The organism is Microbacterium sp. KNMS, assembly GCF_053851835.1.
Genome location: NZ_JBSQBP010000002.1, coordinates 112,745 through 139,589 on the forward strand (window position 1 = coordinate 112,745; position 26,845 = coordinate 139,589).

Sequence of the window (26,845 nt, forward strand, 5' to 3'; positions counted from 1 at the left end):
CCGGTCGCCGAGCCGGAGCCCGGCGACCGGGAGCGGTCAGCCCGCTGCCGCGACGCGCTCCCACTCCGCGCGCCGCTGCGCCTGCAGGACGGGGTCGGGCACGGGCAGCGACGCGATGAGCCGGCGGGTGTACGCATCCTGCGGCGCGCCCAGCACGTCGGCGGTGCGGCCCTGCTCGGCGATGCGGCCCCTGTGGAGCACGACGACGCGATGCGCGAGCAGGTCGACCACGGCGAGGTCGTGCGTGATGAACAGGGCAGCGAAGCCGAATCGCTCCTGCAGCTCCGTGAAGAGCTCGAGCACGCGCGCCTGGACCGAGACGTCGAGCGCGCTCGTCGGCTCGTCGGCGATCACGAGCTTGGGCTCGAGCACGAGCGCCCGCGCGAGGCTCGCGCGCTGCCGCTGGCCGCCAGAGAGCTCGTGGGGGAACCGCCGTGCGACCTCGGGTGGCAGGTGCACCGCCTCGAGCAGCTCGGCGACGCGGTCGTCGGCCTCGCTCTGCCCGACGCCGTGCACGCGCAGCGGCTCGGCGACGCAGGCGCCGATCGTGAGCAGCGGGTTGAAGCTCGACGCCGGGTCCTGGAAGACGAAGCCGATCTCCCGCCGACGCGCCCGGAAGTCCCGTTCGCGGATGCCGTTGAGCTCCGCCCCGAGCACGCGCAGCGAGCCGCCCGTGACGGGAGCGAGCGCGGCCATCGCCCGGCCGATCGTCGTCTTGCCCGAGCCCGACTCCCCGACGAGCCCGAGGACCTCACCCGGGCGGATGTCGAAGCTCACGCCGTCGACCGCACGGAAGCCGCGCGCCCCGAAGCGTCCGGGGTACTCGATCTCGAGTCCCTCGGCGCGGACGACGGGCTCGGCGTCGGCGTCGCCCGTGTAGGGGCGATCGGCGATGGCGAGCCGCGGCACGGCCGCGAGCAGGCGCTGCGTGTACGCGTGCTGAGGTCGGGCGAACAGGTCGACCGCGCGCGCGGTCTCGACGATGTCGCCGCGGTACATGACGGCGACCCGGTCGGCGAGATCGGCCACGACCCCCATGTTGTGGGTGATGAGGACGATCGCGGTGCCGAACTCGTCGCGGGCCCGGCGCAGGAGGTCGAGGATCTCGGCCTGCACGGTCACGTCGAGAGCCGTCGTCGGCTCGTCGGCGATGATCACCTTCGGGCCCAGGACGAGGGCCTGCGCGATCACGATGCGCTGCTTCTGCCCGCCCGAGAACTGGTGAGGGTAGTCGTCGACGCGGCGCTCGGGGTCGGGGATGCCGACCTTGCGCAGGATCTCGACGGCTCGCTCGCGCGCCTCCTTCCGCCCGATGCGCTCGTGGGCCCTGATGCCCTCCGCGATCTGCCATCCCACCGTGAAGACGGGATTGAGCGCGGTCATCGGCTCCTGGAAGATCATCGCCGCCTCGGTGCCGCGCACCGCGCGCAGGCGATCGGGCGACAGCGCGACGACATCCTGCCCCGACAGCACGACGGCGCCGTCGACGCGCGCGGTCTCGGGCAGGAGCCCGAGGATCGCGCGCGCCGTGACGGTCTTGCCGCTGCCCGACTCGCCGACGACGGCGAGCACCTCGCCGGGGCGGACGTCGAGGTCGATGCCGTGCACCGCGTGGACGTCGCCGCCGTCGGTCGCGAACGTGACGTCGAGACCCTGGATGCGGACGGCGGACTGCTCCTGCGTCATGCGCTCACTCCTCCTTCGGCCGCCACGACGGCCCTCTTCGCGACCGCACGGCGCGTGCGCAGCCGCGGGTCCGCGAGGTCGTTGAGGCTCTCGCCGACGAGCGTGATGCCGAGCACCACGAGCACGATGGCGACGCCGGGGAAGATCGATGTCCACCACACGCCGCTCGTGACGTCCTCGATCGAGCGGTTGAGGTCGTAGCCCCACTCGGCCGCGGCTGTCGGCTCGATGCCGAACCCGAGGAAGCCCAGCCCCGCGAGCGTGAGGATGGCCTCCGACGCGTTGAGCGTGAAGATGAGCGGCAGCGTGCGGGTCGCGTTGCGCAGCACGTGGCGCATCATGATCCGCCAGGGCGACGCGCCGATGACCTTCGCCGACTCGACGAACGCCTCCGACTTGATGCGCACGGTCTCCGCTCGGACGACCCGGAAGTACTGCGGGATGAACACGACCGTGATCGAGATGGCGGCGGCGAAGACGCCGCCGACGAGGCTCGACTGACCGCCCGAGATGACGATCGCCGCGACGATCGCGAGCAGGAGCGTGGGGAACGCGTAGATCGCGTCGCAGATCACGACGAGCACGCGGTCGAGCCAGCCGCCGAGATAGCCGGAGACCACGCCGAGCAGGATGCCGATGAAGATCGACATCGCGACCGAGACGACGATCGCGAACAGTGCGGTCTGCGTGCCCCAGATGACGCGGGACAGCACATCGAAGCCGCCGGCGGTCGTTCCGAGGACGTGCTCCGCGCTCGGCGCCTGTCGCGCGCCGAAGGTGCCGCCGGCATCCGACAGCTGCGAGAAGCCGTACGGGGCGAGAACCGGCGCGAGGATCGCCGTGAGGAGGAACACCGCGCAGATCGCGAGGCCCGCGGTGAGCATGCCCCGCTGGAGACCCACCGACTGCCGGTACGAGCGGACGACGGGGAGACGCGCGAAGAGGGATGCCTTCGCCATGTCAGTACCTCACCCTCGGGTCGATGAACGCCGCGATGATGTCGACGATGAAGTTGGACAGCGCGACGATGACGGCCAGCAGGGCGACGATGCCCTGCACCGCGACGAAGTCGCGTGCCCGGAGGAACTCGGCGAGCTGGAAGCCCAGGCCCGTCCACTCGAACGTCGTCTCGGTGAGCACGGCGCCGCCGAGGAGCATCGCGATCTGGAGGCCGATGACCGTCACGATCGGGATGAGCGCAGGACGATACGCGTGCGTCGCGACGAGGCGCCGCTCGCGGACGCCGCGGGAGCGCGCCGCGTCGATGTACGGCATCGACAGCGTGCCGATGACGTTCGTCCGCACGAGGCGGAGGAACACGCCCGCGGTGAGGAGCCCGAGCGCGAGGCCCGGCAGCACCGCGTGCGAGAGCACGTCCGAGATGTAGGCGGGGTTGCCGCTGCGGATGGCGTCGATCGTGTAGATCCCCGTCGCGCCGTCGAGGCGGTTGAGCCCGATCTCCACGCGCGGGGACGCGCGACCCGAGGTCGGCAGGACGCCGAGCCAGACGGAGAAGACGAGCTTGAGCAGGATCCCCGCGAAGAACACGGGCGTCGCGTAGCAGAGGATCGCGAACACGCGCAGCACGGCGTCGCCCCAGCGGTCGCGGACGGCCGCCGCGATCATGCCGAGCGGGATGCCGACCGCGAACGCCACGATGAGCGCATAGACCGCGAGCTCGAGCGTCGCGCCGCCGTAGCGGAGCAGCATGTCGCCGACGGGCTGGTTGTCGAGCGTCGTGCCGAAGTCGCCTACCGCGATGCGGCCGAGGTACTCGAGGTACTGCACGAGGATGGGCCGGTCGTAGCCGGCCGCCTCGATGCGCTCCTGGAGCTGCGCGGGCGTGAGCTGACCGCCGAGCGCGGCCGTGATGGGATCGCCGGTCGCGCGCATGAGCACGAACACGGTCGTCACGAGGATGAGGACGGTCGGGAAGATGAGCAGGAAGCGGACGAGCACGTAGCGCCAGAGGCCGTGCCCTCCGCTCGCACGCCGGACGAGCGACGCTGTGGTCGCCTCCGGCGGGGTGAGGGTGTCGGTCACAGGAGGTTCTCCATCATGCCGGAGAGGGCGGGCCGGAGGTCGTCCGGCCCGCCCTCTCCTCGGCGGTCAGCGCGTCAGGGGTGCGAAGCGCAGCTTGAACGAGGCGTCGAGGAGCACGCCCTCGATGTCGGACGCGCTGACGAGGGTCTGCGCGCCCTGGAGGTACGGCACGGTCGAGAGATCCTCGGCGACCATCGCCTGGATCTGCTCGATGAGCGCCGTGCGCTCGCCCTCGTCGGGCGTGACGGCCTGCTGGAGGATGAGGTCGTTGACCTCGGGGTTCTCGTAGTGGTTCACGAGGAAGTTCTCCGTGAGGAAGAACGGCGTGAGGTAGTTGTCGGCGTCCGAGTAGTCGGGGAACCATCCCAGCTGGTATGCGGGGTACACGTCGGCGACGCGGTCCTCCGAGTACTGCGTCCACTCGGTCGAGTTCAGCGAGACGTCGAAGAGGCCGTCCGCTTCGAGCTGCTTCTCGATGAGGGCGTACTCGTCGCCCGAGTTCGGCCCGTAGTGATCGGGGCTGTACTGCAGGCTCAGCGCGACGGGCGTCTCCACCCCCGCGTCGGAGAGGATCTGCTCGGCGCTCGCCGCGTCGGGGCCGCCGTCGCCGTCGCCGTAGAGGTCCTTCAGGACCTCGGTCGCGCCGATGAATCCCTCGGGAACGTACGAGTAGAGGGGCGTGTACGTGCCGTTGTAGACCTGCTCGCTCAGCTCGTCGCGGTCGATGAGCGACGCGACCGCCTGCCGCACGGCGAGCGCCTTGGCCTCGTCGGCGTCCTCCGTCTCCGAGCCGTAGGGCTGCGTGTGGAAGTTGAACACGATGTAGCGGATCTCGCCGCCCGGGCCCTCGTGGACCGTGAGCGCGTCGTCGCCCGAGAGATCGGCGACGTCGGCGGGGGACAGGCTGCGATACGCGACATCGACATCGCCCTGCTGCACCGCGAGCTTGAGGTTCGACGACTCGGCGTAGTAGTTCAGGATGACGCCGTCGTTCGCGGGCGCGTCGATGAGGCCCTGGTAGGCCTCGTTCGGCGTGAACTCGATGATCTCGTTGAACGTGTAGGACGTGATCGAGTACGGTCCCGCGAACGCCTCGGCCTCGACGATGTCCTCGTCGGGCGTGAGCGCGTCGGCGGCGAAGACGTCCTCGTCGACGATCGCGCCGGGGAAGCTCGTGAGGATGTACGGGAACACCTGGTCGTTCTCGGTCTTCAGGTTGAAGACCACGGTCGTCTCGTCGGGGGTGTCGATCGAGTCGAGGTTGTAGAGCAGGGACCACGCACTGTTCGGGTCGGCGATCGCGATCTGGCGCTCGAACGAGAACTTCACGTCGCTCGAGGTGAGCGGGTTGCCGTTGGCGAACTCGAGGCCCTCGGGCAGGGTCACCGTGTACTGCGTCGGCGACGTGAACTCGGCGCTCTCGGCGAGGTCGGGCACGACCTCCGTGCTGCCGGGTGCGGTGTTCACGAGGTACGGGAACACCTGCGTCTGGACCGCAAGCGACCCGTTGTCGTAGGAGCCTGCCGGGTCGAGCGTGGTGACCTTGTCGGTCGTGCCGACGAGGATCTGGTTCTCGCCCGCTGCGGGCTCCGCGCCGCCGCCGCCCTGGCCGCCCGCGCAGCCCGCGAGGGCGATCGCCGCGACGGCGGGGACCGCCGTGATCCAGGCCCGACGTCGGACGCCGTTGTGGACAGTCGTCATGGAACTTCCCTCTTTCCTGATGCTTCGCACATCGAAAGGAGCGCCGAACGGGTTCGTCGGCGCTGACCCGAGAATCCTCGCACAGGGTTTTCACAGCGCCGGGACCTGGGAAGTGAGCCGCCGCGGGTGTTTACAAGACCGTCACAAACCGCGGCCCGGCTTAGCATTGCGCTATGGGGATGGCACACGGCGGGCGCGGCGGGATTCAGGGGCTCACGAGAGCGGCGGCCGCCATCGCCCTCACCGCGATCCTGCTCGGCGCGGCGCCCGCGACCGCAGCGCCCTCGGCCGCGCCGACGCCGACGGCGTCGCCGACCGGCACCGCGGCGCCGTCGGAAACCGACGCGCCCGCCGAGGAGGGCGCGACCCCCGCGCCCTCGGAGAGCCCGAGCGAGGCGCCCACCGAGGCGCCGGAGCCGCCCGCGGAGCAGACCGTCCGCGTCGAGGCGGCCGATGCCGACGCGTACACCCAGCGAGCGGCGCAGATCGTCGCGGACATGACCCCCGAGCAGCGCGCCGGCACGGTGGTGATGGGGCACATCCCCTCGCGCGACGCCGACACCGTGCGCGCCTATCTCGCCGACAGCAATCTCGGCGGGTTCCTGCTCATGGGCGCGAACGTCGGCTGGGAGGAGCAGGTGCGCTCGCTCACCGACGCCATGGTCGTCGACCCGGCGCTGCCGCCCCTTGTCGCCGTCGACCAGGAGGGCGGCTCCGTGTCGCGGCTCTACTGGGATCGCGCCGACTCCGCGCGTGCGCTGCGCGACGAGTCGCCGGGAGCGACCGAGGACGCGTTCGCGACGCGAGGCGCCCTCGTGGCGCGTGCCGGCATCGGCGTGAACTTCGGCATCGTCGCCGACACGACGTCCGACACGGGGTCGTTCATCTGGCGCCGTGTGCTCGGCGAGACGCCGAGCGACGCGACCTCGCGTGTGGCCGCCGCGGTAACGGGCGAGGCCCCGTATGCGCTCTCGGCGCTCAAGCACTTCCCGGGTCACGGGGCCGTCCGCGAGGACTCGCACTTCACCATCCCCACGACCGACACGCCGCTGTCGCAGTGGCGCTCGCGCGACGCGCGTCCGTTCTCGGCGGGCATCTCGGCGCAGGTGCCGCTCGTGATGACCGGGCACCTCGCCTACACGGCGGTCGACGCGGCGCCCGCGTCGCTCTCGCCGGAGTGGTACCGCATCCTCCGGGAGGAGCTCGGCTTCGAGGGCGTCGCGGTGACCGATGACCTGGGGATGCTCGTCCAGAGCCGCGTCCCCGCGTACCAGGACCCGGTGCAGAACGCGGTCACCGCGATCTCCGCCGGGGCCGACCTCGTCCTCAGCGTCGCGAGCTCGAACGCGCAGACCGCTCCGGACATGGCCGCGGGCATCGCCGCGGCGGTGGCGGCGGGAACGCTCCCCGAGGAGCGGCTCGCCGAGGCGGCCACGCGCGTCGTCGCGCTGCGCCTGCAGGTCGCCGGCTCCGGGCGGTCGTTCCTGCCGTGCGAGGGGGAGTGCGCGGCGCCTCAGAGCTGATCGGATGACGCAGGCGCGCCCTGCCACGCCTCCAGGATCCGGCGACGCAGCGCGTTCCCGCGCTCCGCGAACGCGCGCTGGCGCCGCACGTACTCCGCCTTGCCCTCGGGCGTCTCGATCGGCACGGGCTCGAAGCCCCAGTCCGCGAGGTCGTACGGTGACGCCTCCATGTCGAGACGTCGGATGTCTCTGGCGAGCTCGAAGGCGTCGAGCAGGAGCTCGCCGGGCACGAGCGGGCCGAGCTTGATCGCCCACTTGTAGACGTCCATCCCCGCGTGCAGGCAGCCGGGCTGCTCGCGCTCGGGCTGCCCGTCGCGCGTGAGGGCCTCGCGGTTGCGCGGAACGGCCTCGGGAGTGAAGAACCGGAACGCGTCGAAGTGCGTGCAGCGCAGCTCGTGCGCGTCGACGACGGCGTCGGTGCCGTCCTGGCCGAGCCGGAGGGGCTGCGGATGTCGGTGCGCACCCTGCCGATAGACCATCGCCCACTCGTGGAGGCCGAAGCAGCCGAACTGCCCGGGGCGCGCCGCGGTGCGGCGCAGGATCGCGTCGATGAGCCCGACGAGCTGGGGCTTGGCCGCCTCGAACCCTGCGCGGTCGACGACGAGCCCGCCCGGATGCGCCCCCGCGGCGTACCAGCGCCACTGCGAGCGCTCGTCGGCGGCCGCGTCGTCGAGCTCGACACCCGCGCCGGGGTGCCAGCGCCTCAGCACAGCGGGCTTGTACGAGTAGTACGTGAAGAGGAAGTCCCACACGGGGTGCTTCTCTCCGCGGACCGCGCGCTCGCGGTGCCCGGCGGTGAGGGCGTCGGCGCGCTCCCGATGCGCCGCCTCTCGCGCGCGCCACTGCGCGCGCGAGAGGCGCGCGGGAGCGGCGGTCGCGACGGCGGGCATGTCAGCGCGCGAGGACGGCGGCCATGCCGCGGGAGAGGTACCAGGGATCGACGACCGCGGTGAGCTCGCGGGCCGAGTGCATCGAGAGGATGGGCACGCCGACGTCGACCGTGCGGATGCCCAGTCGGGTCGCCGAGATGGGCCCGATGGTCGAGCCGCAGGGGATGGCGTTGTTCGAGACGAACTCCTGCGTCGGGATGCCCGCGGTGCGGCACGCGGCCGCCCAGGCCGCGGCGCCGTGCGCGTCGGTCGCGTAGCGCTGGTTCGCGTTGATCTTCAGGATGGGGCCGCCGCCGACCACGGGCTGGTTCGCGGGGTCGTGGCGCTCGGCGTAGTTGGGGTGCACGGCGTGACCCACGTCGCTCGACACGTGCAGCGACGCCGCGCAGGCGCGCGCCCTCTCCTCGGGGCCGGCCCCGAGCGCGGTCGAGATGCGCACGAGGACCTCCTCGTGGAACGGGCCGGCCGCTCCCGAGCGGGAGGCGCTGCCGATCTCCTCGTGGTCGAACGCGGCGAGCATCGCGATCGCGGAGACGGGGCGGGCGTCGCGGATGGCCGTGACGGCGGCGTGCGCCGAGAGCAGGTTGTCGAGACGGCCCGACGCGAACAGCCCGCCGTCGGCGCCGAACACGCGCGGCTCCTGGGTGTCGGCGACGACGAGATCGTACCCGTCGATGCGGTCGGGCGCCGTGCCGGCGAGCGACGCGAGCGCTGCGAGGATGTCGGCGCTCTCGCGGTCGCCGAAGCCCCACACGGGCTGGGTGTGGCGCTGCTTGTCGAGGGCGAGGCCCTCGTTCACCGAGCGGTCGAGGTGCACGGCCAGCTGGGGGATGCGCAGGAGCGCGCCGGTGCGCACGAGGTGCTCGTCGCCATCCGACGTCACGACCCGCCCCGCGAGCTCGAGCTCGCGGTCGAGCCAGGAGTTGAGGAGCGGCCCGCCGTAGACCTCGACGCCGAGCTGCCACCATCCGCCCGGTCCGAAGGTCGTGGGCTTCGGCTTGAGCTTGAAGCCGGGGGAGTCCGTGTGGGCGCCCACGATCGCGAACGGCGTCGTGGCGCCGGCGGCCTCGGGCACCGCGAACGCGATCGCGGAGCCGTCCCGCACGACGACATACCGCCCGCCGGGCGCGATGTCCCACGCATCCGTCTCCGCGAGTCGAGCGAACCCGCTTGCGACGAGGCGGCGGGCGATCTCCTCGGCCGCGTGATACGACGACGGCGAAGCCGTGACGAAGGCGGCGAGATCCTCGATGTGGGCGCGTGCGGCGGCGGGGACGGTCATCCCTCCAGGGTATCGACCGGTTCGACGACGGCGGTCGTCAGTCGACCGGCTCGATGAGCTCGGGCGAGTCGTTGCGCACGTTGCCCACGGCCGCGCTCACGCGGTGGAAGGAGAGCCCCTCTGCGACGCGCGGCGCGTCGTCGAGCGCCGCGTCGAGGATGTCGAGGGGGTAGTCCACGTCGGTGTCGAGCCACGCGTCGGCGTGGTCGGCGTCGAGGAAGACGGGCATCCGCTGGTGGACGGAGCCGAGCTGGCCGATCGCGTCGCGCGTAAGGATCGTGAAGCTCAGCATCCAGCGGGCGGGGTCGTCATCCGCCTTCGACGGATCCTTCCACCACTCGTAGAGGCCGGCGAGCAGCAGGGCCTCATCCTCCGACGGGTGGATGAAGAGCGGGATCTTGCCGTCCTCCGTGACCTGCCACTCGTAGTAGCCGCTCACCGGGACGACCGCGCGCCGCTTCTGGAGCGCGGGAGCGAACATCCGCTTCTCCTCGAGCTCCTCGGCGCGCGCGTTGAAGGCGCGCGAGCCGATCGACGGGTCCTTGGCCCAGGAGGGCACCAGGCCCCAGCGCGCCGGCTCGAGTCTCCGCGTCGGCGGGTCGGTCTTCGCGGAGTCGAGGACGATCGCGGCGCGCGCAGTGGGCGCCACGTTGAAGGAGGGCGCCGGCAGATCGTCGGACACGAGGTCCACGCGCAGCTGGCCGACCAGTTCCGAGCCCACCCGGGCCACCACGAAGCGTCCGCACACGCTGGCAGGCTACGCCTTCAGGATGCCGACGGCCTCGAGCCGCTCGGCGAGCCCCGCACCGTCGTCGGCCGTCACCCACGGCACGCCGGCCGCGCTGTGGTCGTCGACGACCGTGCGGCCGCCCGCGAGCACCGCCTGAGCGGGCGAGAGCCGGCGGATGGCCACGGCCGAGACCGACGAGGGATGCTCGCGCGTGAACTCGGTGTAGATCTCGTCGTCGTGCTGCCCGTCGTCGCCGATGAGCAGCCACGCGATGTCGGGGAACTCGTCGGCGAGCCGGCGCAGGTTCGTGCGCTTGTGGTCGGTGCCGCTGCGGAACCACCGGTCGTGCGTCGGCCCCCAGTCGGTGAGGAGCATCGCGCCGGGCGGGAAGAGATGACGCGACAGGAAGCCCGTCAGGGTCGGGGCGACGTTCCACGCGCCCGTCGAGAGGTAGAGCATGGGGGATCCCGGGTTCTCGCGCACGATGCGCTCGAGCAGCACCGCCATGCCGGGCACGGGCTGGCGCGCGTGCGTGTGCAGGACGAACGAGTTCCACGCCGCGAGCAGGGGGCGCGGCAGCGCCGTGACCATGACGGTGTCGTCGATGTCGGACACGATCCCGAAGCGGACAGCGGGGTCGACGACGAAGACCCTGCCCGGGGTGGGCGTGCCGCCCTCGACCGACATGTGGAAGGTCTGCCATCCCGACGGGAGGTCGGCGGGGATGACCGCGTCGACGACGCCGCCGCGGTCGGCGACCACCTCGTGCGTCTCGCCGCCCACGGTCACCGTCACCTGCGCGAACGCGATGGGGATGCCCGCGAACGAGCGCCACCCGCGCACGCTCGCCGCCTCGCCCTCGGGTGTGTGCTTGGGCGCGGGGACGATGAGCACGCGGCCGACGACCCGGATCCATCCCTCCCCGCCGTAGCCGGAGAAGGGGACAGCGGTCGGCGTGCGGCCCTTCCGGCGCGCGACGCGCTCGCGCCACGCATGGAAGCGGCGCTCGAGGCGGGCGACCCAGTGGATCTTGCCTGGGGCGGGCGTCGTGGAGGGCATCGCCCTCAGTCTTCCATGCGCCCGGGTGCTCCGTCGGCGCCGGGCCCGGCGTGGTCCCCGGATGGGTCGTCGTCGCCCGCGTGGAGGTGGCGGTGCTCGAGGCGCGCGATGATCCGCTTCCCGAGGAGCACGAGCAGGAGGAACACCGCGATCGCGCCGACGAAGAGGTAGCCCGCGTAGTGCGCCTGGTCGGCGATCTCGCGGAAGCCGGTCGCGGCGCCCGCCGCGATGGAGACGTAGAGCGACGACCACAGGACGCAGGCGGGCAGCGTCCACGCGATGAAGCGCCGGTAGCCGTAGCCGCTCATCCCGACCGTGAGGGGGACGAGGGAGTGCAGGACGGGCAGGAATCGCGAGAGGAAGATCGCGATCCCGCCGCGCCGGCGCAGATAGCGCTCCGACCGCTGCCAGTTGCGCTCGCCGATGCGCCGGCCGAGCCAGGAGTGCCGGATGCGCGGCCCGAGCCAGCGCCCGAGAGCGAAGCCGATGCTCTCGCCGACGAGCGCGCCGAGCACGACGGCGGCGCCGAGGACGACCCCCTCGACGGGCGAGGCGACCGCGGTCGCGGCGACGATGACGACGGTGTCGCCGGGGACGACGAGCCCGACGAGGACGCTCGTCTCGAGCATGATCGCGAGCCCCGCGAGCGCGGTTCTCAGGACGGGGTCGACCGACCCCACGACGTCCAGGATCCGCAGGAGGATCTCGTTGATCACGTGCCGAGCATACGAGACGACGGCGCGCGCTAACCTGGAGTCTCCCGATCTCCCGCCGCGCGGCTCCCCGCGCGGCGCGTTTCGATTCCGATTGGCTTCATCGCACCGTGTCGCAGAACCCCGCAGAGCATCCCGAGAACGACATCCACGCCGTCCAGGCGAAGTGGCAGCGCTACTGGAACGACCACGGGACGTTCCTCGCCGGCGGGGACGCCGACACCCGTCCGCGCAAGTACGTGCTCGCGATGTTCCCGTACCCCTCGGGCGACCTGCACATGGGGCACGCCGAGAACTACCTCTACAGTGACATCGTCGCGCGCTTCTGGCGTCACCGCGGCTACAACGTGCTGCAGCCGATCGGCTGGGACTCGTTCGGCCTGCCCGCCGAGAACGCGGCCATCCAGCGCGGGGCCGACCCGAGCCGCTGGACGTACGACAACATCGCGCAGCAGCGCGAGAGCCTGAAGGCGTACGGCGTCTCGTTCGACTGGAGCCGCGTGCTCCACACGAGCGACGAGGACTACTACCGCTGGAACCAGTGGCTGTTCCTGCAGCTGCACGAGCGCGGCCTGGCCTACCGCAAGGAGAGCCCGGTCAACTGGTGCCCCAACGACCAGACGGTGCTCGCGAACGAGCAGGTCGTCGACGGCCACTGCGAGCGCTGCGGCGCCGAGGTCGTGAAGAAGAAGCTCACGCAGTGGTACTTCAAGATCACGGAGTACGCCGATCGCCTGCTGGACGATCTGAACCAGCTCGAGGGATTCTGGCCGCACAAGGTGCTGCAGATGCAGCGCAACTGGATCGGCCGCTCGGTCGGCGCCGACATCGACTTCGAGATCGAGGGCCGTGACGAGAAGGTCACGGTCTTCTCGACGCGCCCCGACACGCTGCACGGCGCCACCTTCATGGTCGTCGCGCCCGACAGCGACCTCGCCGCCGAGCTCGCGGCCGGCTCGTCGCCCGACGTGCGGATGGCCTTCCAGGACTACCTCGACCAGGTGCGCAAGCAGACCGAGATCGAGCGTCAGAACACCGACCGGCCGAAGACGGGCGTGTTCCTCGACCGCTACGCGATCAACCCCGTCAACGGCGAGCGCCTGCCGATCTGGGCCGCCGACTACGTGCTGGCCGACTACGGGCACGGCGCCGTCATGGCCGTGCCCGCGCACGACCAGCGCGACCTCGACTTCGCGATCGCCTTCGACCTGCCCGTGCGCGTGGTCGTCGACACGACCGCCCCCGTGACCGGCGCCATCCCGGTGATCGAGGTCGACGAGGACGGCGTGCCGATCGACCCGATGCCGCTCGACGACCCGAAGGAGACGGGCGTCGCGCTCACGGGCGAGGGCCGGCTCATCAACTCGGGCGCGCTCGACGGACTGTCCAAGCGCAATGCGATCACGCGCGTCATCGAGCAGCTCGAGGCGGCCGGCACCGGCCGTGCGGCCAAGCAGTACCGCCTGCGCGACTGGCTGATCTCGCGTCAGCGCTACTGGGGCACGCCCATCCCGATGCTCCACACGGAGGACGGTCGCGTCGTGCCGGTCCCGGAGGACCAGCTGCCGGTGCGCCTGCCGAGCGCCGAGGGCCTCGACCTCAAGCCGAAGGGCAAGTCGCCGCTCGGCGCCGCGACCGAGTGGGTGACGACCACCGAGCCTGAGACCGGCGCGCCCGCGCTGCGCGACCCCGACACGATGGACACGTTCGTCGACAGCTCGTGGTACTTCCTGCGCTTCCTGTCGCCGGGGCTGAAGGACGCGCCGTTCGCGTCGAAGGACGCCGACCGCTGGGCGCCCGTCGACGCCTACATCGGCGGCGTCGAGCACGCGATCCTGCACCTGCTGTACGCGCGCTTCATCACGAAGGTGCTGTTCGACATGGGCAAGGTCGACTTCACCGAGCCGTTCTCGACGCTCATCAACCAGGGCATGGTCATCCTCGACGGCGCCAAGATGTCGAAGTCGAAGGGCAACCTCGTGCTCTTCAGCGACGAGCTCGCGGCGCACGGCGCCGACGTGCTGCGCGTCGCGCTGGCGTTCGCGGGCCCGGTCGAGGACGACAAGGACTGGAAGGACGTCTCGACGACGGGTGCGCACAAGTTCCTCCAGCGCGCGCTGCGCATCGCGCACGAGGTGTCGAGCCCGACCGATGTCGTGTGGGCCGAGGGCGACACGGCGCTGCGCCGCGTCACGCACCGCCTGCTGGCCGAGGCGCCGACCCTCGTCGAGCAGACGAAGTTCAACGTCGTCGTCGCGCGCCTCATGGAGCTCGTGAACGCCATCCGCAAGACGATCGACTCGGGGGCCGGCGCGGCCGACCCGGCCGTCCGCGAGGCGGCCGAGGTCACGGCGATGGTCCTGGACCTCTTCGCTCCGCACACGGCGGAGGAGATGTGGGAGATCCTCGGGTACGAGCCCTCGGTGGGACTCGTCACGTGGCGGAACGCCGACCCGACGCTCCTCGTCGAGGACAAGGTCACCGCGGTCGTGCAGATCGACGGCAAGGTGCGCGCGACGCTCGAGGTGCCGGCCAAGATCGACGGGCCGTCGCTCGAGCACCTCGCACGCTCGGACGAGCGCATCACGCGCGCCCTCGGCGACCGCGCCATCACGCGCGCGATCGTCCGTCCGCCGAAGGTCGTGAGCTTCTCGACGAAGTAGGTCGCACACGGCGAGGCCGGCATCCCAGGCGGGGTGCCGGCCTCGCCGTGTGCACAGGGTCGTGCGTGCGGCGCGTCGCGGCAGGAGGCGGCCGTCGCCCCGCGAACGCCGAATCGGCCGCCGTAGCGTGGCGGAGTGACGGCAGAGACGGGCTTCCGCTCGCCGCGCGCCCGTCTCGGCGCCGGCGCGGTCGTCCTGCTGGTGCTGGGCGCTCTCGGGGTGACGGTCGCGCTCGGCGTGTGGCGCGGCGCGGCCTCGCCCGTCGAGGAGGTCGTCGTCACCCCCGCTCCGAGCGCGAGCGTGGGCGCGGTCGAGCCCGGGCAGCTGTACGTGCATGTGCACGGCGCGGTCGCCGAACCCGGCCTGTACGTGCTCGAGGCGGGGGCGCGCGTCGTCGATGCGATCTCCGCCGCGGGCGGCTTCGCCGACGATGCGGACTCGGGGGCGGTGAACCTCGCGCGTCCGCTCGCCGACGGCGAGCAGCTCGCGGTGCCCGTCGTGGGCGAGGCCCCTCCCGCGCCGCCGCCCGGAGGCACGGCCGCCCCAGGCGGCACAGGCGCGCTCGTGTCGCTCAACAGCGCGGACCAGGCCGCGCTCGAGACGCTGCCGCGCATCGGCCCGGCACTCGCCGAGCGCATCATCGCGTGGCGCGACGAGAACGGCCCGTTCACGGCGATCGAGGACCTGCTCGCGGTGCCGGGGATCGGCGACAAGATGCTCGAGACGCTGCGGCCGCTGGTGACGCTGTGACCGGCGTGCGCGGCGTGCGGCTCCTCGCGATCGCCGGGGCCGTGTGGGGTGCGGCGTTCGCGAGCGCGCTGTGGCCCCACGCCGCGACCGCGATCGCGGTCGGGCTCTGGTGCGCGTCGGCCACGGCATGCGGATGGCTGTGCGCGGCTCGCGGACGAAGGGCGCGTCGCGCGGCGGTGCCCCTGCTCGCGATCGCTCTCGCCCTGGGAGCCGCCGTCTCGACGCACGTCGGGTTCGCGGCCCCCGCACGCGGCGAGCTGACCGCTCTCGTCGCGCGAGCGGGCCGCGTCGTGGAGATCGACGGTGTCGTGTCGAGCAAGGTCCGGCCCCTGCCGGACGCGCTCTGGTTCGAGGTCGAGACCACCGCCATCCGCGTGGGCAGGGAGCAGCGCGCGGCGGCCGCCACCGTGACGGTCTCGGTCGAGCGCGACGCGCTCGCGGGTGCTGCGCTCGACCTGGGGTCGACCGTCGCGCTGCGGGGAGGCGCTCGGGCCGCCGACCCGGGCGACCGGGCCGTGCTCGTCCTCTTCGCCGACCGCGGCTCCGTCGTGCGCGGCCCGCCGCACGTGCTCGGAGTGATGAGCGACCTGCGCGACGGCTTCGTCCACGACCTCGCGGCGGGGCTTCCCGAGCCGGGCGCCGGGCTGCTCCCCGGCCTCGCGGTCGGTGACACCAGCGCGGTGTCGGCCGACCTCGACGCCGCGATGAAGGCCTCGTCGCTCACGCATCTGACCGCGGTCAGCGGGGCGAACTGCGCGATCGTGACCGGGCTGGCGTTCGCACTCGCTGCGCTGATCCGACTGCCCCGGTGGGCTCGGGTCGGGGCGGCCCTCGCCGCGCTCGGCGGGTTCGTGCTGCTCGTGACGCCCGAGCCGAGCGTGGTGCGGGCGGCGACGATGGCCGTGATCGCGATGCTCGGGCTGCTCCTGGGCCGCGCGGGCGCGGGGGCGGCGGCGCTGGGAGGCGCTGCGATCATCCTGCTGCTTCTCGACCCGTGGCTCGCGACGTCGTTCGGGTTCGTGCTCTCGGCGCTCGCGACGGGCGCGCTGCTGCTGCTCGCGGGGCCGCTCGCACGCGGGCTCGAGCGCTGGCTGCCTCGCGCGCTCGCCCTGGGGATCGCGGTGCCGCTCGCCGCGCAGATCGCATGCGCACCCGTCATCGTCCTGCTCGCGCCCGCGGTGCCCGTGTACGGCGTCGTGGCGAACATGATCGCGGCGCCAGCGGCCCCGCTTGCGACGGTGGTCGGGATGCTCGCGTGCGTCCTGCAGGATGTGCCGGTGGTCGCCGACGGGCTCGCCGCGATCGCCTGGGTGCCTTCCGCCTGGATCGCGCAGACCGCGGTGCTGTTCTCGGGCCTGCCGACGGCCTCCGTGCCATGGTGGGGCGGCGCTGCCGGCTTCGCCTCGCTCGCGCTGGTCGGCGTGTGCGTGGTCATCGTGCTCGTGCGTCCCGAGACTGTTCCCGCGCGACTGCGGCGCGCTGCCGGCGCATCGCTCGCGGTCGTCGTGGGCGTCGTGTCCGGCTCGACGGCGCTCACGGGCGTCGCCGGGCCGCTCACAGCGCCGACGAGCTGGAGTGTCGCACTGTGCGACATCGGCCAGGGCGACGCCGTGCTGCTGCGCTCGGAGGGGGCCGTTGCGCTCGTCGACACCGGGCCCGAACCCGAGCGTCTCGCCTCATGCCTGAACCGTCTGGGCGTCGGGCGGATCGACCTGCTCGTCGTCACGCACTTCGATCTTGATCACGTCGGCGGGATCGCGGCCGTGAGCGGGCGCGTGGACACGGCTCTTCACGGCCCGCTCGGAGCGGATGGGGCGCAGTGGCTCGCGCACGTGGATGAAGCGCGCCTCGTCGACGCATCGAACGGGATGAGCGGCGTGCTCGGCGGCGCCGCATGGCGGGTGCTCTGGCCTCAGCCCGAGAGCCGCGCGTTCCCCGAGGGGAACGATGCGAGCGTGGTGCTCGAGATCGCGGGAGGCGGCATCCCGCGATCGCTTCTGCTCGGCGATCTCGGCGCGTCGTCGCAGTCGGCGCTGCGGGCGACCGGCGGCGTGTCGGGGAGGTACGACGTCGTGAAGGTCGCGCACCACGGCAGCGCGGATCAGGACGCCGAGCTCTATCGGATCGCGCGTCCCGCGCTCGCGCTCATCGGCGTGGGCGCGGACAACGACTACGGCCATCCGGCCGCGAGCATCCTCGCGGAGCTGCGGGCCGTCGGCGCCACCGTGGCTCGCACCGACGAGGACGGTCTGGTTCTCGTCGGCCAGGGCGAGGACGGCGTGCCCTGGGTATGGCGGGAACGGCCGCGCGAGTCGGAGCCGACGGGGGAAGGAGGCGAGACTCCTGCGACCAGCATCACTGCGCGAGGAATCGCACGGGCAGGTCGGCGATGGCCAGGCCCGAGGCGCGGAGGGCCCTTTCGATCTCTCCCCGGTCGTCAGTGGGAGCTGCGATCTGCACTCGCTCGACGCCGTCGACCCGCGTGCCGCTGTCGTCCGCCCAGAAGCTCGTGACCGAATGGTCCTCGACGAGCTCTCTCAGGAGCGCGACGTACTCGTCGCTCTCCCCGTCGGCGATCGTCAGGGCCAGGAAGGGGGAGTTGACCTCGACGCTCTCGGCGCGGTCACGTCCGGCGGCCTCTGCGATCTCGTCGGCGTGTCCGAGCAGGGGGAGCAGGTCGGCGAGCCCCGAGGCCGTCCCGTCGTCCAACGAGACGAGCGCGAACTGGCCGTCCTCCCAGACCGAGGGCTGGAGCGCGAGGCCCGGTGCGACGCGGTCGAGCACGTCGACGACGCGCACGGCGTCGAATCCGAAGTCGGGGCAGGGCGCAGCGCTCCCCGACTGATTCGCGCCGCCCTCCGCCGAATGCATCGAGACCTCGGCCGCGGACGGCGTCGTGACCGTGACCGACCACGACACCGGGTCAGGGTAGTCGCTCGAGCACGCGGCATCGAGAAGCCCGCGCAGACCGCTCTGCTCGACCTCGACCCGCATCCACGACGTCGGCTGGGAGAAGGTCTGCGCCTCGACCCAGCGCTCCTTCTCGACGGCGACGACGCCCGGCAGCGATCCGATCCGGTCTTCGAGCGCGTCGAAGGCCGCGCTCGGGCGGGCGAAGTGCTCCTCGTTGACGATCCACGAGTACAGGGTGACGCCCGCGACGACAACGGCGATGGCCGACAGGAGGAGGGCCGACACGCGGATGGCCCTGGCGGCCGATGACCGCTGGGTCGTGGGCTGGGTGCGCGGTTCCACGTCGGCTCGCAGGGCGCAGGGCGCAGGGCGCAGGGCGCACGGCCAGGTCCGGGCGCTCGCTCAGATCCGCATCGAGCCGAGCGTCGCGAAGGCCTGGTCGCTCGGCACGATGCGCTTGCCGAGAGGCGTGAGCGTCACGGGGATGATCTTGATCTCCGCGATCGCGAGCGGGATGCCGATGATCGTCACGGCGAGCGCTGCGGCGCTCAGGATGTGCCCGATGACGAGCCAGATGCCCGCGACGAGGATCCAGATCACGTTGCCGATCGTCGACGCGACACCGGCCGTGGGGCGATCGATGACCGTGCGCCCGAACGGCCACAGCACGTAGTTCGCGATGCGGAACGAGGCGATGCCCCACGGGATGGTCACGATGAGGATGCAGCAGAGGATGCCCGCGAGGAAGTAGCCGATCGCGAGCGGCAGGCCCGCGAGCACGAGCCAGATGACGTTGAGGATCACGCGAAGCAGGGCCATGGCCCCATCATGACAGAGCCGCCCCCGGCCGCGGCCATCCGGCACAATGGCTCCATGCCCGCGGACTCCGACGCGACCCTCAACGCGATCGCGGCCGAGCTCTCGGTCGTCCCGCCGCGGGATTTCGTCTCCGCGCGCGCGGCCCGGGCGAAGCAGATCGACGACCGGGCGCTCGCGTCCGAGGTGAAGGCGCTGCGCAAGCCCGTTCTCGCTGCGTGGGCGGTCAACGTGCTCGCTCAGGAGCGGCGTGCGGAGCTCGACCGGCTTCTCGAGGTGGCTTCAGCGCTCCGCGACGCGCAATCGGCTCTGGACGCCCGCCGGCTCGCGGAGCTCGGACGGGAGCGCCGGAGCGTCGTCGAGAAGCTGACGGCGCTCGTGGCGCAGTTGGCGGAGGCCCGCGGGGAGCGGCTCTCACCGAGCACGATCGAGGCCGTGCGCGAGACGCTCAACGCCGCGGTGTTCGACGCGGATGCCGCGGCCGCCGTCGCGTCGGGACGGCTGACGCGCCCGCTTGAGGCCTCGGGTGGGTTCTCCGTCGACCTCGAGGGAGCGATCGCGGGTGGGGCAGCGGACGCGCCCGTCTCGCCGCCGCGGAAGGACTCGCCGCGCTCCGCGAAGGAGAGCGCCGCCGTCGCGCGGTCGCGGGCGAAGGCCGAGCGGGCCGTCCGTGCGGCCGAGAAGGATGCCGCGGCGTCGGCTCGCTCGCTCGCCGAGGTCACCGAGCGACGCGAGCGCGCGCACGCGAAGGCAGACGCGCTCGAGGAGCGCGTGGAGAAGCTGCGCCGCGATCTCGCAGCGGCCGAGCGGGATCTGGCCGAGGTGCTCGAGCGGATCGACGACCTCGACGCCCAGGTGGCGGACGCCGAGAAGCGCGACGCAGTGGCTCAGGCCGCGGTCGACGCGGCCCGTGCTGACCTCCCCGAGTAGCGGTCGCTCCCGGGTCGGTGTCGGCACGCGCCGGTAGGCTGGATGAATGGCCGCTGCACCCCGCAAGACCCCCGCGAAGGCGACGAAGGCGGCCATCCCGCAGCTGCCGTGGCGGCGTCCGGAGCCCGCGCCGATCGTGCTCGTGTCCGGCCCCGAGGAGGTCTGCGCCGAGCGCGCGATCGCAGGTGTGCGCGACTACCTCAAGGCCGAGGATCCGTCACTCGAGATCACCGACATCGTCGCGTCGGACTACACGTCCGGCATGCTGCTCGCGGTCACCTCGCCCTCGCTCTTCGGCGAGCCGCGCCTCGTGCGGGTGTCCGGCGTCGAGAAGTGCAGCGACGCGTTCCTCACCGAGGCGCTCGCGTACATCGAGGCGCCGCAGGAGGGCGCGACGCTCATCCTGCGCCACAACGGCGCGACCGTCCGCGGCAAGAAGCTGCTCGACGCCATCCGCTCGGGCGTCGGGGGCGGGGTCGAGGTTCCGTGCCCGGCCGTCAAGCGCGACGCCGACCGGTTCGACTTCGCGGCGGGGGAGTTCAAGGCCGCCGAACGGCGCATCGCCCCGAAGGCCCTCCAGGCGCTGACGCAGGCGTTCACGGGCGAGCTGGCCGAGCTCGCGGCCGCGTGCCAGCAGCTCATCTCGGACGTCGAGGGCGACATCACCGAGGACGTCGTGTCGCGCTACTACGGCGGACGCGTCGAGACGAACGCCTTCACGGTCGCCGACACCGCGATCGCCGGGCGCTACGGAGAGGCGCTCGTCGCGCTGCGGCACGCCCTCGACTCCGGGGCGGATCCCGTGCCGCTCGTCGCCGCGTTCGCGATGAAGGTGCGCACGATGGCGCGCGTCGCGGGCTCGCGCGAGCCGTCGCGACAGCTCGCGAACCGGCTCGGGATGAAGGACTGGCAGGTCGACCGCGCGCGCCGCGATCTCCAGTCGGGCTGGAACGACCGCGCGCTCGCGCTGGCCATCCAGGCGATCGCGCGGGCCGATGCCGAGGTCAAGGGCGCGTCGCGCGACCCCGTCTTCGCCCTCGAGCGGATGGTCACGGTCGTGGCGACGCGCGCTCCGTTCGGGCGCTGAGGCAGGACGCCGCGTACAGCAGAAGGCCCGTCCCGCTGATGCGGGACGGGCCTTCGACATGCACGCGGCTCAGAGCGACGAGACCTGCTTCGCGATGCCCGACTTGCGGTTCGCGGCCTGGTTCTTGTGGATGACGCCCTTGCTCACGGCCTTGTCGAGCTTCTTCGACGCCTTGGCGAGGGCGGCCTCGGCGGCGGCCTTGTCGCCGGCGGCGATGGCCTCGCGCGTCTTGCGGACGAGCGACTTCAGCTCGCTCTTGACGGCCTTGTTGCGCTCGCGCGCCTTCTCGTTGGTCTTGATGCGCTTGATCTGCGACTTGATGTTTGCCACGTCGAATGACTTTCGTTCGGAGTGATTCGGATGGTCGTATGACGGCCATCCGAGTGTGCTTCTTCAGTTGCCGCGTGACGAGAGAGGGGCGTCGTACGGCTGTGTGGGTGGCCCCACACGCAAGCCAAGGGTCAATGCTACCAGGTCACGCCTGGGCGGCTGTGCTCTCGACGACCGCGATCGCGAGATCCAGCACGGCCGAGAATGCCGCGGGGCGCATCGTCGTCACGAGGTGCGTCGACCGCGGGACGACGATGAGCTCCGCGTGGGGCACCAGGCGCGTGAAGAGGCGCTCGTGCAGGCGGAGCTGATCCCATTCGCCGTTGACGAACCACACGGGCATCGTCAGACGCGTGAGCGCGGTGCGGATGTCCAGGGTCGCGAGGCTCGCGAGGGCCGCGTCCTCGGAGCGAAGGGCATAGCCGCCCGCGCCGAGGTCGGTTCGCGTCTCCTCGGGGAGCGTCGCGCGGAGGATCCGCTGCACGAGCCACATGCCGTTGCCGGGCATCCGCTGCATGCCGCGCAGGAGCATCCGGTACAGCGCGAGCCCGGCGCCGCGGGGGAGCGCGGTCGCGCCCACGGCGACGAAGGCGGCGACGGGAGCGGCGTCGTCTCGCGCGAGATACGCCGTCGAGAGGATGCCGCCCATGGAATGCCCGACGAGCAGGACCGGGCCCGCCTCGCCGGCCGACCGGAGAGCGCGATCCAGCGTCGCGAAGGCCTCCTCGAGCGACCATTCCTCGTCCATGCGCGAGCCGTGGCCGGGCAGGTCCAGCGCGTGCACGTCGACGCCGCGTCGCTGCAGATGGAGGACCTGCGTGCGCCACATGGTGGCGGATGTCCGGATGCCGTGAACGAGGACGACCTGGACACCGCTCATGCGCGCCATCGTATCCGGACAGGCGAAGGGGCCGACGGCTTCGAAAGCCGCCGGCCCCTTCGGGTCAGAGAGGGAGGATCACTCCTTCTCCCAGCCCACGTTCTCCACCGGCTGGAGGCCGAAGAGGTCGAGGCCCGTGTAGGTCTCGGGGGTCAGGTTCGCCAGCCCCTCCTTGGCCGTCACGATCCACGGACCGGCGTAGAGCGGGAAGATGCCCCACGTCTCGGCCATGATCTCGGCCTCGAGCTTCATGCCCGCCTCGGTCTGCTCCTCCGCCGTCGGCAGCGCCGAGACCTCGTTCGCGATGCGCTCGTCGATCTCGGGCGTGCCCGTGGACGAGAGGTTGAGGCCGCTGTCCGAGCAGTACAGCTGGCACATGTAGGCCACGCCGTACGGGTCGCTCGACGAGAAGCCGAGCATGACGAGGTCCCAGTTCTTCGTCGTGAGGTCGTTCGAGAAGTCGGACGACGGACGCACCTCGGGGGTGATGTCGGCACCCACCTCGGCGAGCTGCGTCTGGATGATGCGGCCGCGCGCCTCGACGATCGGGTCGTCGCCGAAGAGCGGGAGCACGCCCTCGAGCCGGACACCGTCCTTCTCGCGGATGCCGTCCTCGCCGCGCACCCAGCCGGCCTCGTCGAGGATCGCGTTGGCCTCCTCGACGTTGAACTCCCAGCCCGCCTCACGGAGTGCGTCGACATAGCCCTCCTGGAACGGGAAGAGGTTGAACGACCCCGCGTCGGGCTCGGTGTAGTCGAGGCCGTTCCAGACGACCTCCTTGATCTGCTCGCGGTCGATCGCCATGAGGAGCGCCTTGCGCACCTCGAGGTCGGCGAACTGCGGGCGCTCCGCGTTGATCTCGAGCAGGTTCGTGGACGTCCGCTGCGCGCGGTACGTGACGACACCCTCCATGTCGGCGACCTGGGCGAGGCGGTCCTCCGTGCCCGTCACCGCCATGTCGATCTCGCCATTGCGGAACGCGTTGATCTCGGCCGTGTCGTCGAGCACGCGGAAGGTCACCTTGTCGAGGAGGGGCTCGTCGCCCCACCAGTTCTCGTTCGGGACGAACGTGATCGTGCCGCCGTTCGCGTCGTACTCGTCGACCGTGTACGGACCCGCGCCCCACTCGGGGTGCACCTGGTTGACGTACGCCTCGTTGAAGAGCTCGGGCGTGTTGATCGCCGGGTTCACGAGGTGCCAGAAGAGGCCGTTGGTCCACGGGTAGACCTGCTTGAACGTGACGACCGCCTGGCGCTCGTCCTCACCCTGCTCGACGGACTCGATGAGGGAGTAGCCGTCGGTGGTGTTCGGGATGTAGCCCTCGTCGAGCGAGCGGTTGGCGATCCACGTCTGGTTGTAGGCCTCCCACGTGATCGGGGTGCCGTCGTTCCAGACCGCGTCGGGGTTGATCGTGTAGGTGACGACCGTCTTGCCGTCGACCTCCTCGGTCGTCCAGTCGGTGAGGTAGTTGGGGTTGGCGTACGCCTCGCCCTCGGGCGTCATGAGGATCGTCTGGGGGTTGTACCACTCCCAGATGGTCGCCGTGTCGACCGAGCCGTCCGAGTGGTTCACGTTCAGCTGCTCGGGGATCTCCGTGATGGGGAAGACCGCCTCGCCGCCCTGCTGGAGGTTCTCGCGGGGCTGCGGGTTGTAGTCGGCACCGGTGATCTCGGTGGCGCCCTCGTTGCCTCCGCCGGACCCGCCGCCGTTGCCGCCGTCGTTGCCGCCACCGGCACAGCCCGCGAGGACGAGGGCGAGCGCGCCGGCTGCGGCCGCCGCCCCGATCCACTTCTGCTGCTTCTTCATGGTGCTCCTTTCGCGCCTTGTAGGCGTCGGGATATGGGAGAGATGAGATCGAGGCTAACCGCGGGCCGCGCGCGCTTGTGAGAACGTGAGCGAGCCGTGACCTGCGGGTCTCGTCCCGAGAGCGGGGCGCGGCGCGCCGTCGTCTTCGCACGACGCGCCGTGACCCCACGATGGATCAGCCGGTGGACATCTGCCCGCGGCTGAGGAGGTCGTGGTCGAGCTCGACGCGCGTCCGGCCGCGCTCCACCTTCGGATCGGGGATCGGGATGGCCGACAGCAGCGCCTGCGTGTACGGGTGCTGCGGGGTGTCGAACACGTCGTCGACGTCGCCGAACTCGACGAAGTCGCCGCGGTACATGACCGCCACGCGGTCGGCGAGGTGCCGGACCACCGAGAGATCGTGCGCGACGAACAGATAGCTGATGCCGAGTCGCATCTTCAGCTCGTCGAGCAGGTTCAGCACACCGGCCTGGATCGACACGTCGAGGGCCGAGACCGGCTCATCCAGCACCACGAGCTTCGGCTCGGTCGCGAGCGCGCGGGCGATGCCGATGCGCTGGCGCTGACCGCCCGAGAACGCCTGCGGGAAGCGATCGCTGTGCGCGGGGTTCAGGCCGACGAGCCCCATGAGCTCGTCGACGCGCTCGTGCGTGCGCTCCTTCGAGGTGCCGATCGTCTGCAGCGGCTCCGCGATGATGTCGAACACCGTCATGCGCGGGTCGAGGGCGCCCATCGGGTCCTGGAAGACGATCTGGATGTCGCGGCGGGCCGCGCGCTCACGATGGCGCCCCTTGAGCTCGCGTACGCTCGTTCCGTTGATCCGGATGTCGCCGCCCTCGGGCGCCGCGAACTCCATGATCTCGAGGAGCGTCGTGGTCTTGCCCGAGCCCGACTCGCCGACGATCGCGAGGGTCTCGCCCTCCTTGATGTCGAACGAGATGTCCTTGACGGCCTGCACCTCGCCGACCTTGCGCTTGAGGATGCCCTTGAGGATCGGGAACGTCTTCGACAGGTGCGACACCTCGAGGACCGTCTTGCGCTCCTCTCGGGGCGTGCGCACCAGGTCGCTCTCGGGGATCACCGGCACGGGGTACACGGGGCGACCGCCGATCAGCCCCGCATGGATCTCGTCGGCACGGATGCACGCGGCGCGGTGGTCCGCGTCGCCGCTGACCTGGAGAAGCTCGGGCTCGCCGACGCGGCACGCATCGAGCACGATCGGGCAGCGGTCGGCGAAGGGGCACGCATCCGGCAGGTCGATGAGCAGCGGCGGATTGCCCTTGATCGCGACGAGCGGCTGCTTCTCCTTCTTGTCGACGCGCGGGATCGCGCCGAGGAGGCCGATCGTGTACGGCATGCGCGTGTCGTCGAAGAGGTCGACGGCCGACGCCTGCTCGATCGGCTTGCCCGCGTACATGACGAGCACGTCGTCGGCGATGTTCGCGACGACGCCCATGTCGTGGGTGATCATGATCACAGCGGCCCCGGTCTCGCGCTGCGCCGTGCGGATCAGATCGAGGATCTGCGCCTGGATCGTCACATCGAGAGCCGTCGTGGGCTCGTCGGCGATGATGAGCTTCGGGTTGTTCGCCATGGCGATCGCGATGACGACGCGCTGGCGCATGCCGCCCGAGAACTCGTGGGGGAAGGCCTTCATGCGGCGCTCGGGATCGGTGATCCCGACGAGCGTGAGGAGCTCGATGCCGCGCTCCCACGCGCGCTTGCGACCCATCCCCGCGTTGTGCACGACGAGCGCCTCGACGAGCTGGTCGCCGATCGTGTAGACGGGCGTGAGCGACGTGAGCGGGTCCTGGAAGATCATCGCCAGGCCGTTGCCGCGGATGGCGGACATCTGCTTGTCGGTCTTGCCGATGAGCTCATCGCCCTGGAAGACGATCGATCCGGTGACGTGAGCGGTCTCGGCGAGGAGGCCCATGATCGCGAGCGAGGTCACGGACTTGCCCGAGCCGGACTCGCCGACGATGCCGAGGGTCTGGCCGGGGAGGAGGTCGAAGGAGACGCCGCGCACGGCGTCGACCCTTCCCGCCTCGGAGGCGAAGCTGACCCGGAGGTCGCGGACGGAGAGAACGGGTTCGGTCATGCGCGGCCTCCAGCCGCCGAAGTCGGGTCGAGGGCGTCGCGCAGTCCGTCGGCGACGAGCGCCATGGAGACGGTGAGCAGCGTGAGGGCGCCGGCAGGGAAGTAGAACATCCAGGGTGCGCTCGTGATGATCCCCGAGCCGGTTCCGATGAGGGAGCCGAGCGAGACATCGGGGAGCTTCACGCCGAAGCCGAGGAACGACAGGCCGGTCTCGAGCATCACGGCGCTCACGACGCCGAGGGTGAAGTTGATGACGAGGAGCGAGCCGATGTTCGGGATCATGTGACGCAGCACGATGCGGAATCCGCTGACGCCCATGTAGCGGGCCGCCTGGATGTACTCGCGCTCGCGCAGCGAGAGGGAGAGCGTCCAGATCGTGCGAGCCGCGATGAACCAGTTCGTCAGGATGAGGATGATCGTGATCATCCTCCAGTCGCCACCCGAGTCGTTCGAGATCATCGCGATGATGAGGAACGTGGGCACGGCCATGAGGAAGTGAATGACGGCGAGCGCCCCGCGCTCGTACCAGCCGCCGAAGTAGGCCGCGGTGGCGCCGACGAGCGCCGAGATGACCGTCGTGCCGATCGACACGAGCACGGCGATCATCAGCGAGCGCTGGAGGCCGACGACGACCATCGCGTAGAGATCGTTGCCCGAGTTGTTCGTGCCGAACCAGTGCTCGGCGCTCGGCGGATCGGACAGCGCCAGGAAGTCGAGCTCGATGTGGTCGTACTGCTGGAACACCGGCCCGACGACCGCGAACAGCGCGAGGAGCACGAAGATCACGAGGCCGCCGACGGCGGGCTTGTTGCGCATGAAGCGCCGCGTGTAGAGCGCGGACTTCCGCATCGGCTTGCTGCGGCCTGCGGTCAGCACCGTCTCGCTCGGCGGCGGGTTGTCGCCGTGCTCGAGCGGGTCGCGCATATCGGTCTGCATCGTCATG

General features: G+C 71.4%; 21 protein-coding genes. 6 read left to right on the forward strand and 15 right to left on the reverse strand.

Annotated elements, in window-relative coordinates:
• Window positions 1-36: 36 nt before the first annotated feature.
• From ACWXWW_RS01845 to ACWXWW_RS01860, 4 genes are all read right to left on the reverse strand, one after another.
• A complete protein-coding gene (locus ACWXWW_RS01845) occupies window positions 37-1,686 on the reverse strand; it encodes an ABC transporter ATP-binding protein (RefSeq protein ID WP_455968415.1) in 1,650 nt (549 codons plus the stop codon).
• Window positions 1,683-2,645, reverse strand: a complete 963-nt coding sequence (locus ACWXWW_RS01850) for an ABC transporter permease (protein ID WP_455968416.1) — start codon at window positions 2,643-2,645, stop codon at window positions 1,683-1,685. Before ACWXWW_RS01850 ends, ACWXWW_RS01845 begins: the two co-directional genes overlap by 4 nt.
• A gap of 1 nt (window position 2,646) precedes the next feature.
• Window positions 2,647-3,729: an ABC transporter permease gene (locus ACWXWW_RS01855; protein ID WP_455968417.1), complete on the reverse strand. Its 1,083-nt coding sequence runs from the start codon at window positions 3,727-3,729 to the stop codon at window positions 2,647-2,649.
• A 66-nt stretch (window positions 3,730-3,795) separates the two neighbouring features.
• Window positions 3,796-5,430, reverse strand: coding sequence for an ABC transporter substrate-binding protein (locus ACWXWW_RS01860; RefSeq protein ID WP_455968418.1), 1,635 nt, complete (start codon window positions 5,428-5,430; stop codon window positions 3,796-3,798).
• A 173-nt stretch (window positions 5,431-5,603) separates the two neighbouring features.
• Here ACWXWW_RS01860 and ACWXWW_RS01865 point away from each other — a divergent pair, with 173 nt between their 5' ends.
• Window positions 5,604-6,953: a glycoside hydrolase family 3 N-terminal domain-containing protein gene (locus ACWXWW_RS01865; protein WP_455968420.1), complete on the forward strand. Its 1,350-nt coding sequence runs from the start codon at window positions 5,604-5,606 to the stop codon at window positions 6,951-6,953.
• On the opposite strand, the gene ACWXWW_RS01870 is transcribed toward ACWXWW_RS01865, so the two are convergent.
• The 5 genes from ACWXWW_RS01870 to ACWXWW_RS01890 are packed head-to-tail and all read right to left on the reverse strand — an operon-like array spanning window position 6,944 to window position 11,627.
• Window positions 6,944-7,843: a 3-methyladenine DNA glycosylase gene (locus ACWXWW_RS01870; protein WP_455968422.1), complete on the reverse strand. Its 900-nt coding sequence runs from the start codon at window positions 7,841-7,843 to the stop codon at window positions 6,944-6,946. The genes ACWXWW_RS01865 and ACWXWW_RS01870 overlap by 10 nt on opposite strands.
• A 1-nt stretch (window position 7,844) precedes the next feature.
• On the reverse strand, window positions 7,845-9,125 hold the full coding sequence (locus ACWXWW_RS01875) for a M18 family aminopeptidase (protein WP_455968424.1): 1,281 nt from the start codon (window positions 9,123-9,125) through the stop codon (window positions 7,845-7,847).
• Between the two features lie 37 nt (window positions 9,126-9,162).
• Window positions 9,163-9,873 carry an SOS response-associated peptidase gene (locus ACWXWW_RS01880; RefSeq protein ID WP_271171926.1) on the reverse strand — a complete coding sequence of 237 codons (711 nt, stop codon included), beginning with the start codon at window positions 9,871-9,873 and terminating at the stop codon, window positions 9,163-9,165.
• A 9-nt stretch (window positions 9,874-9,882) separates the two neighbouring features.
• Window positions 9,883-10,914 (reverse strand): App1 family protein, encoded by a 1,032-nt coding sequence (locus ACWXWW_RS01885; RefSeq protein WP_271171925.1) that lies wholly within the window; start codon window positions 10,912-10,914, stop codon window positions 9,883-9,885.
• Between the two features lie 5 nt (window positions 10,915-10,919).
• Complete coding sequence (locus ACWXWW_RS01890; RefSeq protein WP_455968546.1) at window positions 10,920-11,627, reverse strand: DedA family protein; 708 nt, start codon at window positions 11,625-11,627, stop codon at window positions 10,920-10,922.
• Between the two features lie 110 nt (window positions 11,628-11,737).
• On the opposite strand from ACWXWW_RS01890, the gene leuS reads away from it, so the two are divergent.
• The 3 genes from leuS (at window position 11,738) to ACWXWW_RS01905 (ending at window position 17,553) form a co-directional block, all read left to right on the forward strand.
• Entirely contained in the window at window positions 11,738-14,290 is a 2,553-nt protein-coding gene (gene leuS, locus ACWXWW_RS01895) for a leucine--tRNA ligase (protein ID WP_455968426.1), read from the forward strand.
• Between the two features lie 135 nt (window positions 14,291-14,425).
• On the forward strand, window positions 14,426-15,040 hold the full coding sequence (locus ACWXWW_RS01900; RefSeq protein WP_455968428.1) for a helix-hairpin-helix domain-containing protein: 615 nt from the start codon (window positions 14,426-14,428) through the stop codon (window positions 15,038-15,040).
• Complete coding sequence (locus ACWXWW_RS01905) at window positions 15,037-17,553, forward strand: ComEC/Rec2 family competence protein (protein WP_455968430.1); 2,517 nt, start codon at window positions 15,037-15,039, stop codon at window positions 17,551-17,553. The genes ACWXWW_RS01900 and ACWXWW_RS01905 overlap by 4 nt, the downstream gene beginning before the upstream one ends.
• Window positions 17,554-18,355: 802 nt before the next feature.
• Here ACWXWW_RS01905 and ACWXWW_RS01910 read toward each other — a convergent pair.
• Window positions 18,356-18,772 carry a YccF domain-containing protein gene (locus ACWXWW_RS01910; protein WP_271171919.1) on the reverse strand — a complete coding sequence of 139 codons (417 nt, stop codon included), beginning with the start codon at window positions 18,770-18,772 and terminating at the stop codon, window positions 18,356-18,358.
• Between the two features lie 54 nt (window positions 18,773-18,826).
• Here ACWXWW_RS01910 and ACWXWW_RS01915 point away from each other — a divergent pair, with 54 nt between their 5' ends.
• Both ACWXWW_RS01915 and holA read left to right on the forward strand, forming a co-directional pair.
• On the forward strand, window positions 18,827-19,699 hold the full coding sequence (locus ACWXWW_RS01915; RefSeq protein WP_455968432.1) for a transposase: 873 nt from the start codon (window positions 18,827-18,829) through the stop codon (window positions 19,697-19,699).
• A gap of 46 nt (window positions 19,700-19,745) precedes the next feature.
• Window positions 19,746-20,786 (forward strand): DNA polymerase III subunit delta, encoded by a 1,041-nt coding sequence (holA, locus tag ACWXWW_RS01920; RefSeq protein WP_421075836.1) that lies wholly within the window; start codon window positions 19,746-19,748, stop codon window positions 20,784-20,786.
• A gap of 69 nt (window positions 20,787-20,855) precedes the next feature.
• Here holA and rpsT read toward each other — a convergent pair whose 3' ends face one another.
• From rpsT to ACWXWW_RS01945, 5 genes are all read right to left on the reverse strand, one after another.
• Window positions 20,856-21,116 carry a 30S ribosomal protein S20 gene (gene rpsT, locus ACWXWW_RS01925; protein ID WP_271171916.1) on the reverse strand — a complete coding sequence of 87 codons (261 nt, stop codon included), beginning with the start codon at window positions 21,114-21,116 and terminating at the stop codon, window positions 20,856-20,858.
• A 145-nt stretch (window positions 21,117-21,261) separates the two neighbouring features.
• Window positions 21,262-21,996 (reverse strand): alpha/beta fold hydrolase, encoded by a 735-nt coding sequence (locus ACWXWW_RS01930; protein ID WP_421075835.1) that lies wholly within the window; start codon window positions 21,994-21,996, stop codon window positions 21,262-21,264.
• Between the two features lie 78 nt (window positions 21,997-22,074).
• A complete protein-coding gene (locus ACWXWW_RS01935) occupies window positions 22,075-23,802 on the reverse strand; it encodes an ABC transporter family substrate-binding protein (protein WP_282977785.1) in 1,728 nt (575 codons plus the stop codon).
• Between the two features lie 175 nt (window positions 23,803-23,977).
• Entirely contained in the window at window positions 23,978-25,903 is a 1,926-nt protein-coding gene (locus tag ACWXWW_RS01940; RefSeq protein WP_271171913.1) for an ABC transporter ATP-binding protein, read from the reverse strand.
• A complete protein-coding gene (locus tag ACWXWW_RS01945; RefSeq protein WP_271171912.1) occupies window positions 25,900-26,844 on the reverse strand; it encodes an ABC transporter permease in 945 nt (314 codons plus the stop codon). The genes ACWXWW_RS01940 and ACWXWW_RS01945 overlap by 4 nt, the downstream gene beginning before the upstream one ends.
• Window position 26,845: the final 1 nt, after the last annotated feature.

Coding starts and splice junctions, on each gene's coding strand:
- ACWXWW_RS01845 (WP_455968415.1), bottom strand. CDS start 1,686: ATGACGCAGGAGCAGTCCGCCGTCCGCATCCAGGGTCTCGACGTCACG.
- ACWXWW_RS01850 (WP_455968416.1), bottom strand. CDS start 2,645: ATGGCGAAGGCATCCCTCTTCGCGCGTCTCCCCGTCGTCCGCTCGTAC.
- ACWXWW_RS01860 (WP_455968418.1), bottom strand. CDS start 5,430: ATGACGACTGTCCACAACGGCGTCCGACGTCGGGCCTGGATCACGGCG.
- ACWXWW_RS01865 (WP_455968420.1), top strand. CDS start 5,604: ATGGGGATGGCACACGGCGGGCGCGGCGGGATTCAGGGGCTCACGAGA.
- ACWXWW_RS01870 (WP_455968422.1), bottom strand. CDS start 7,843: ATGCCCGCCGTCGCGACCGCCGCTCCCGCGCGCCTCTCGCGCGCGCAG.
- ACWXWW_RS01875 (WP_455968424.1), bottom strand. CDS start 9,125: ATGACCGTCCCCGCCGCCGCACGCGCCCACATCGAGGATCTCGCCGCC.
- ACWXWW_RS01885 (WP_271171925.1), bottom strand. CDS start 10,914: ATGCCCTCCACGACGCCCGCCCCAGGCAAGATCCACTGGGTCGCCCGC.
- ACWXWW_RS01910 (WP_271171919.1), bottom strand. CDS start 18,772: ATGGCCCTGCTTCGCGTGATCCTCAACGTCATCTGGCTCGTGCTCGCG.
- ACWXWW_RS01915 (WP_455968432.1), top strand. CDS start 18,827: ATGCCCGCGGACTCCGACGCGACCCTCAACGCGATCGCGGCCGAGCTC.
- holA (WP_421075836.1), top strand. CDS start 19,746: ATGGCCGCTGCACCCCGCAAGACCCCCGCGAAGGCGACGAAGGCGGCC.
- ACWXWW_RS01930 (WP_421075835.1), bottom strand. CDS start 21,996: ATGAGCGGTGTCCAGGTCGTCCTCGTTCACGGCATCCGGACATCCGCC.
- ACWXWW_RS01935 (WP_282977785.1), bottom strand. CDS start 23,802: ATGAAGAAGCAGCAGAAGTGGATCGGGGCGGCGGCCGCAGCCGGCGCG.
- ACWXWW_RS01940 (WP_271171913.1), bottom strand. CDS start 25,903: ATGACCGAACCCGTTCTCTCCGTCCGCGACCTCCGGGTCAGCTTCGCC.
- ACWXWW_RS01945 (WP_271171912.1), bottom strand. CDS start 26,844: ATGACGATGCAGACCGATATGCGCGACCCGCTCGAGCACGGCGACAAC.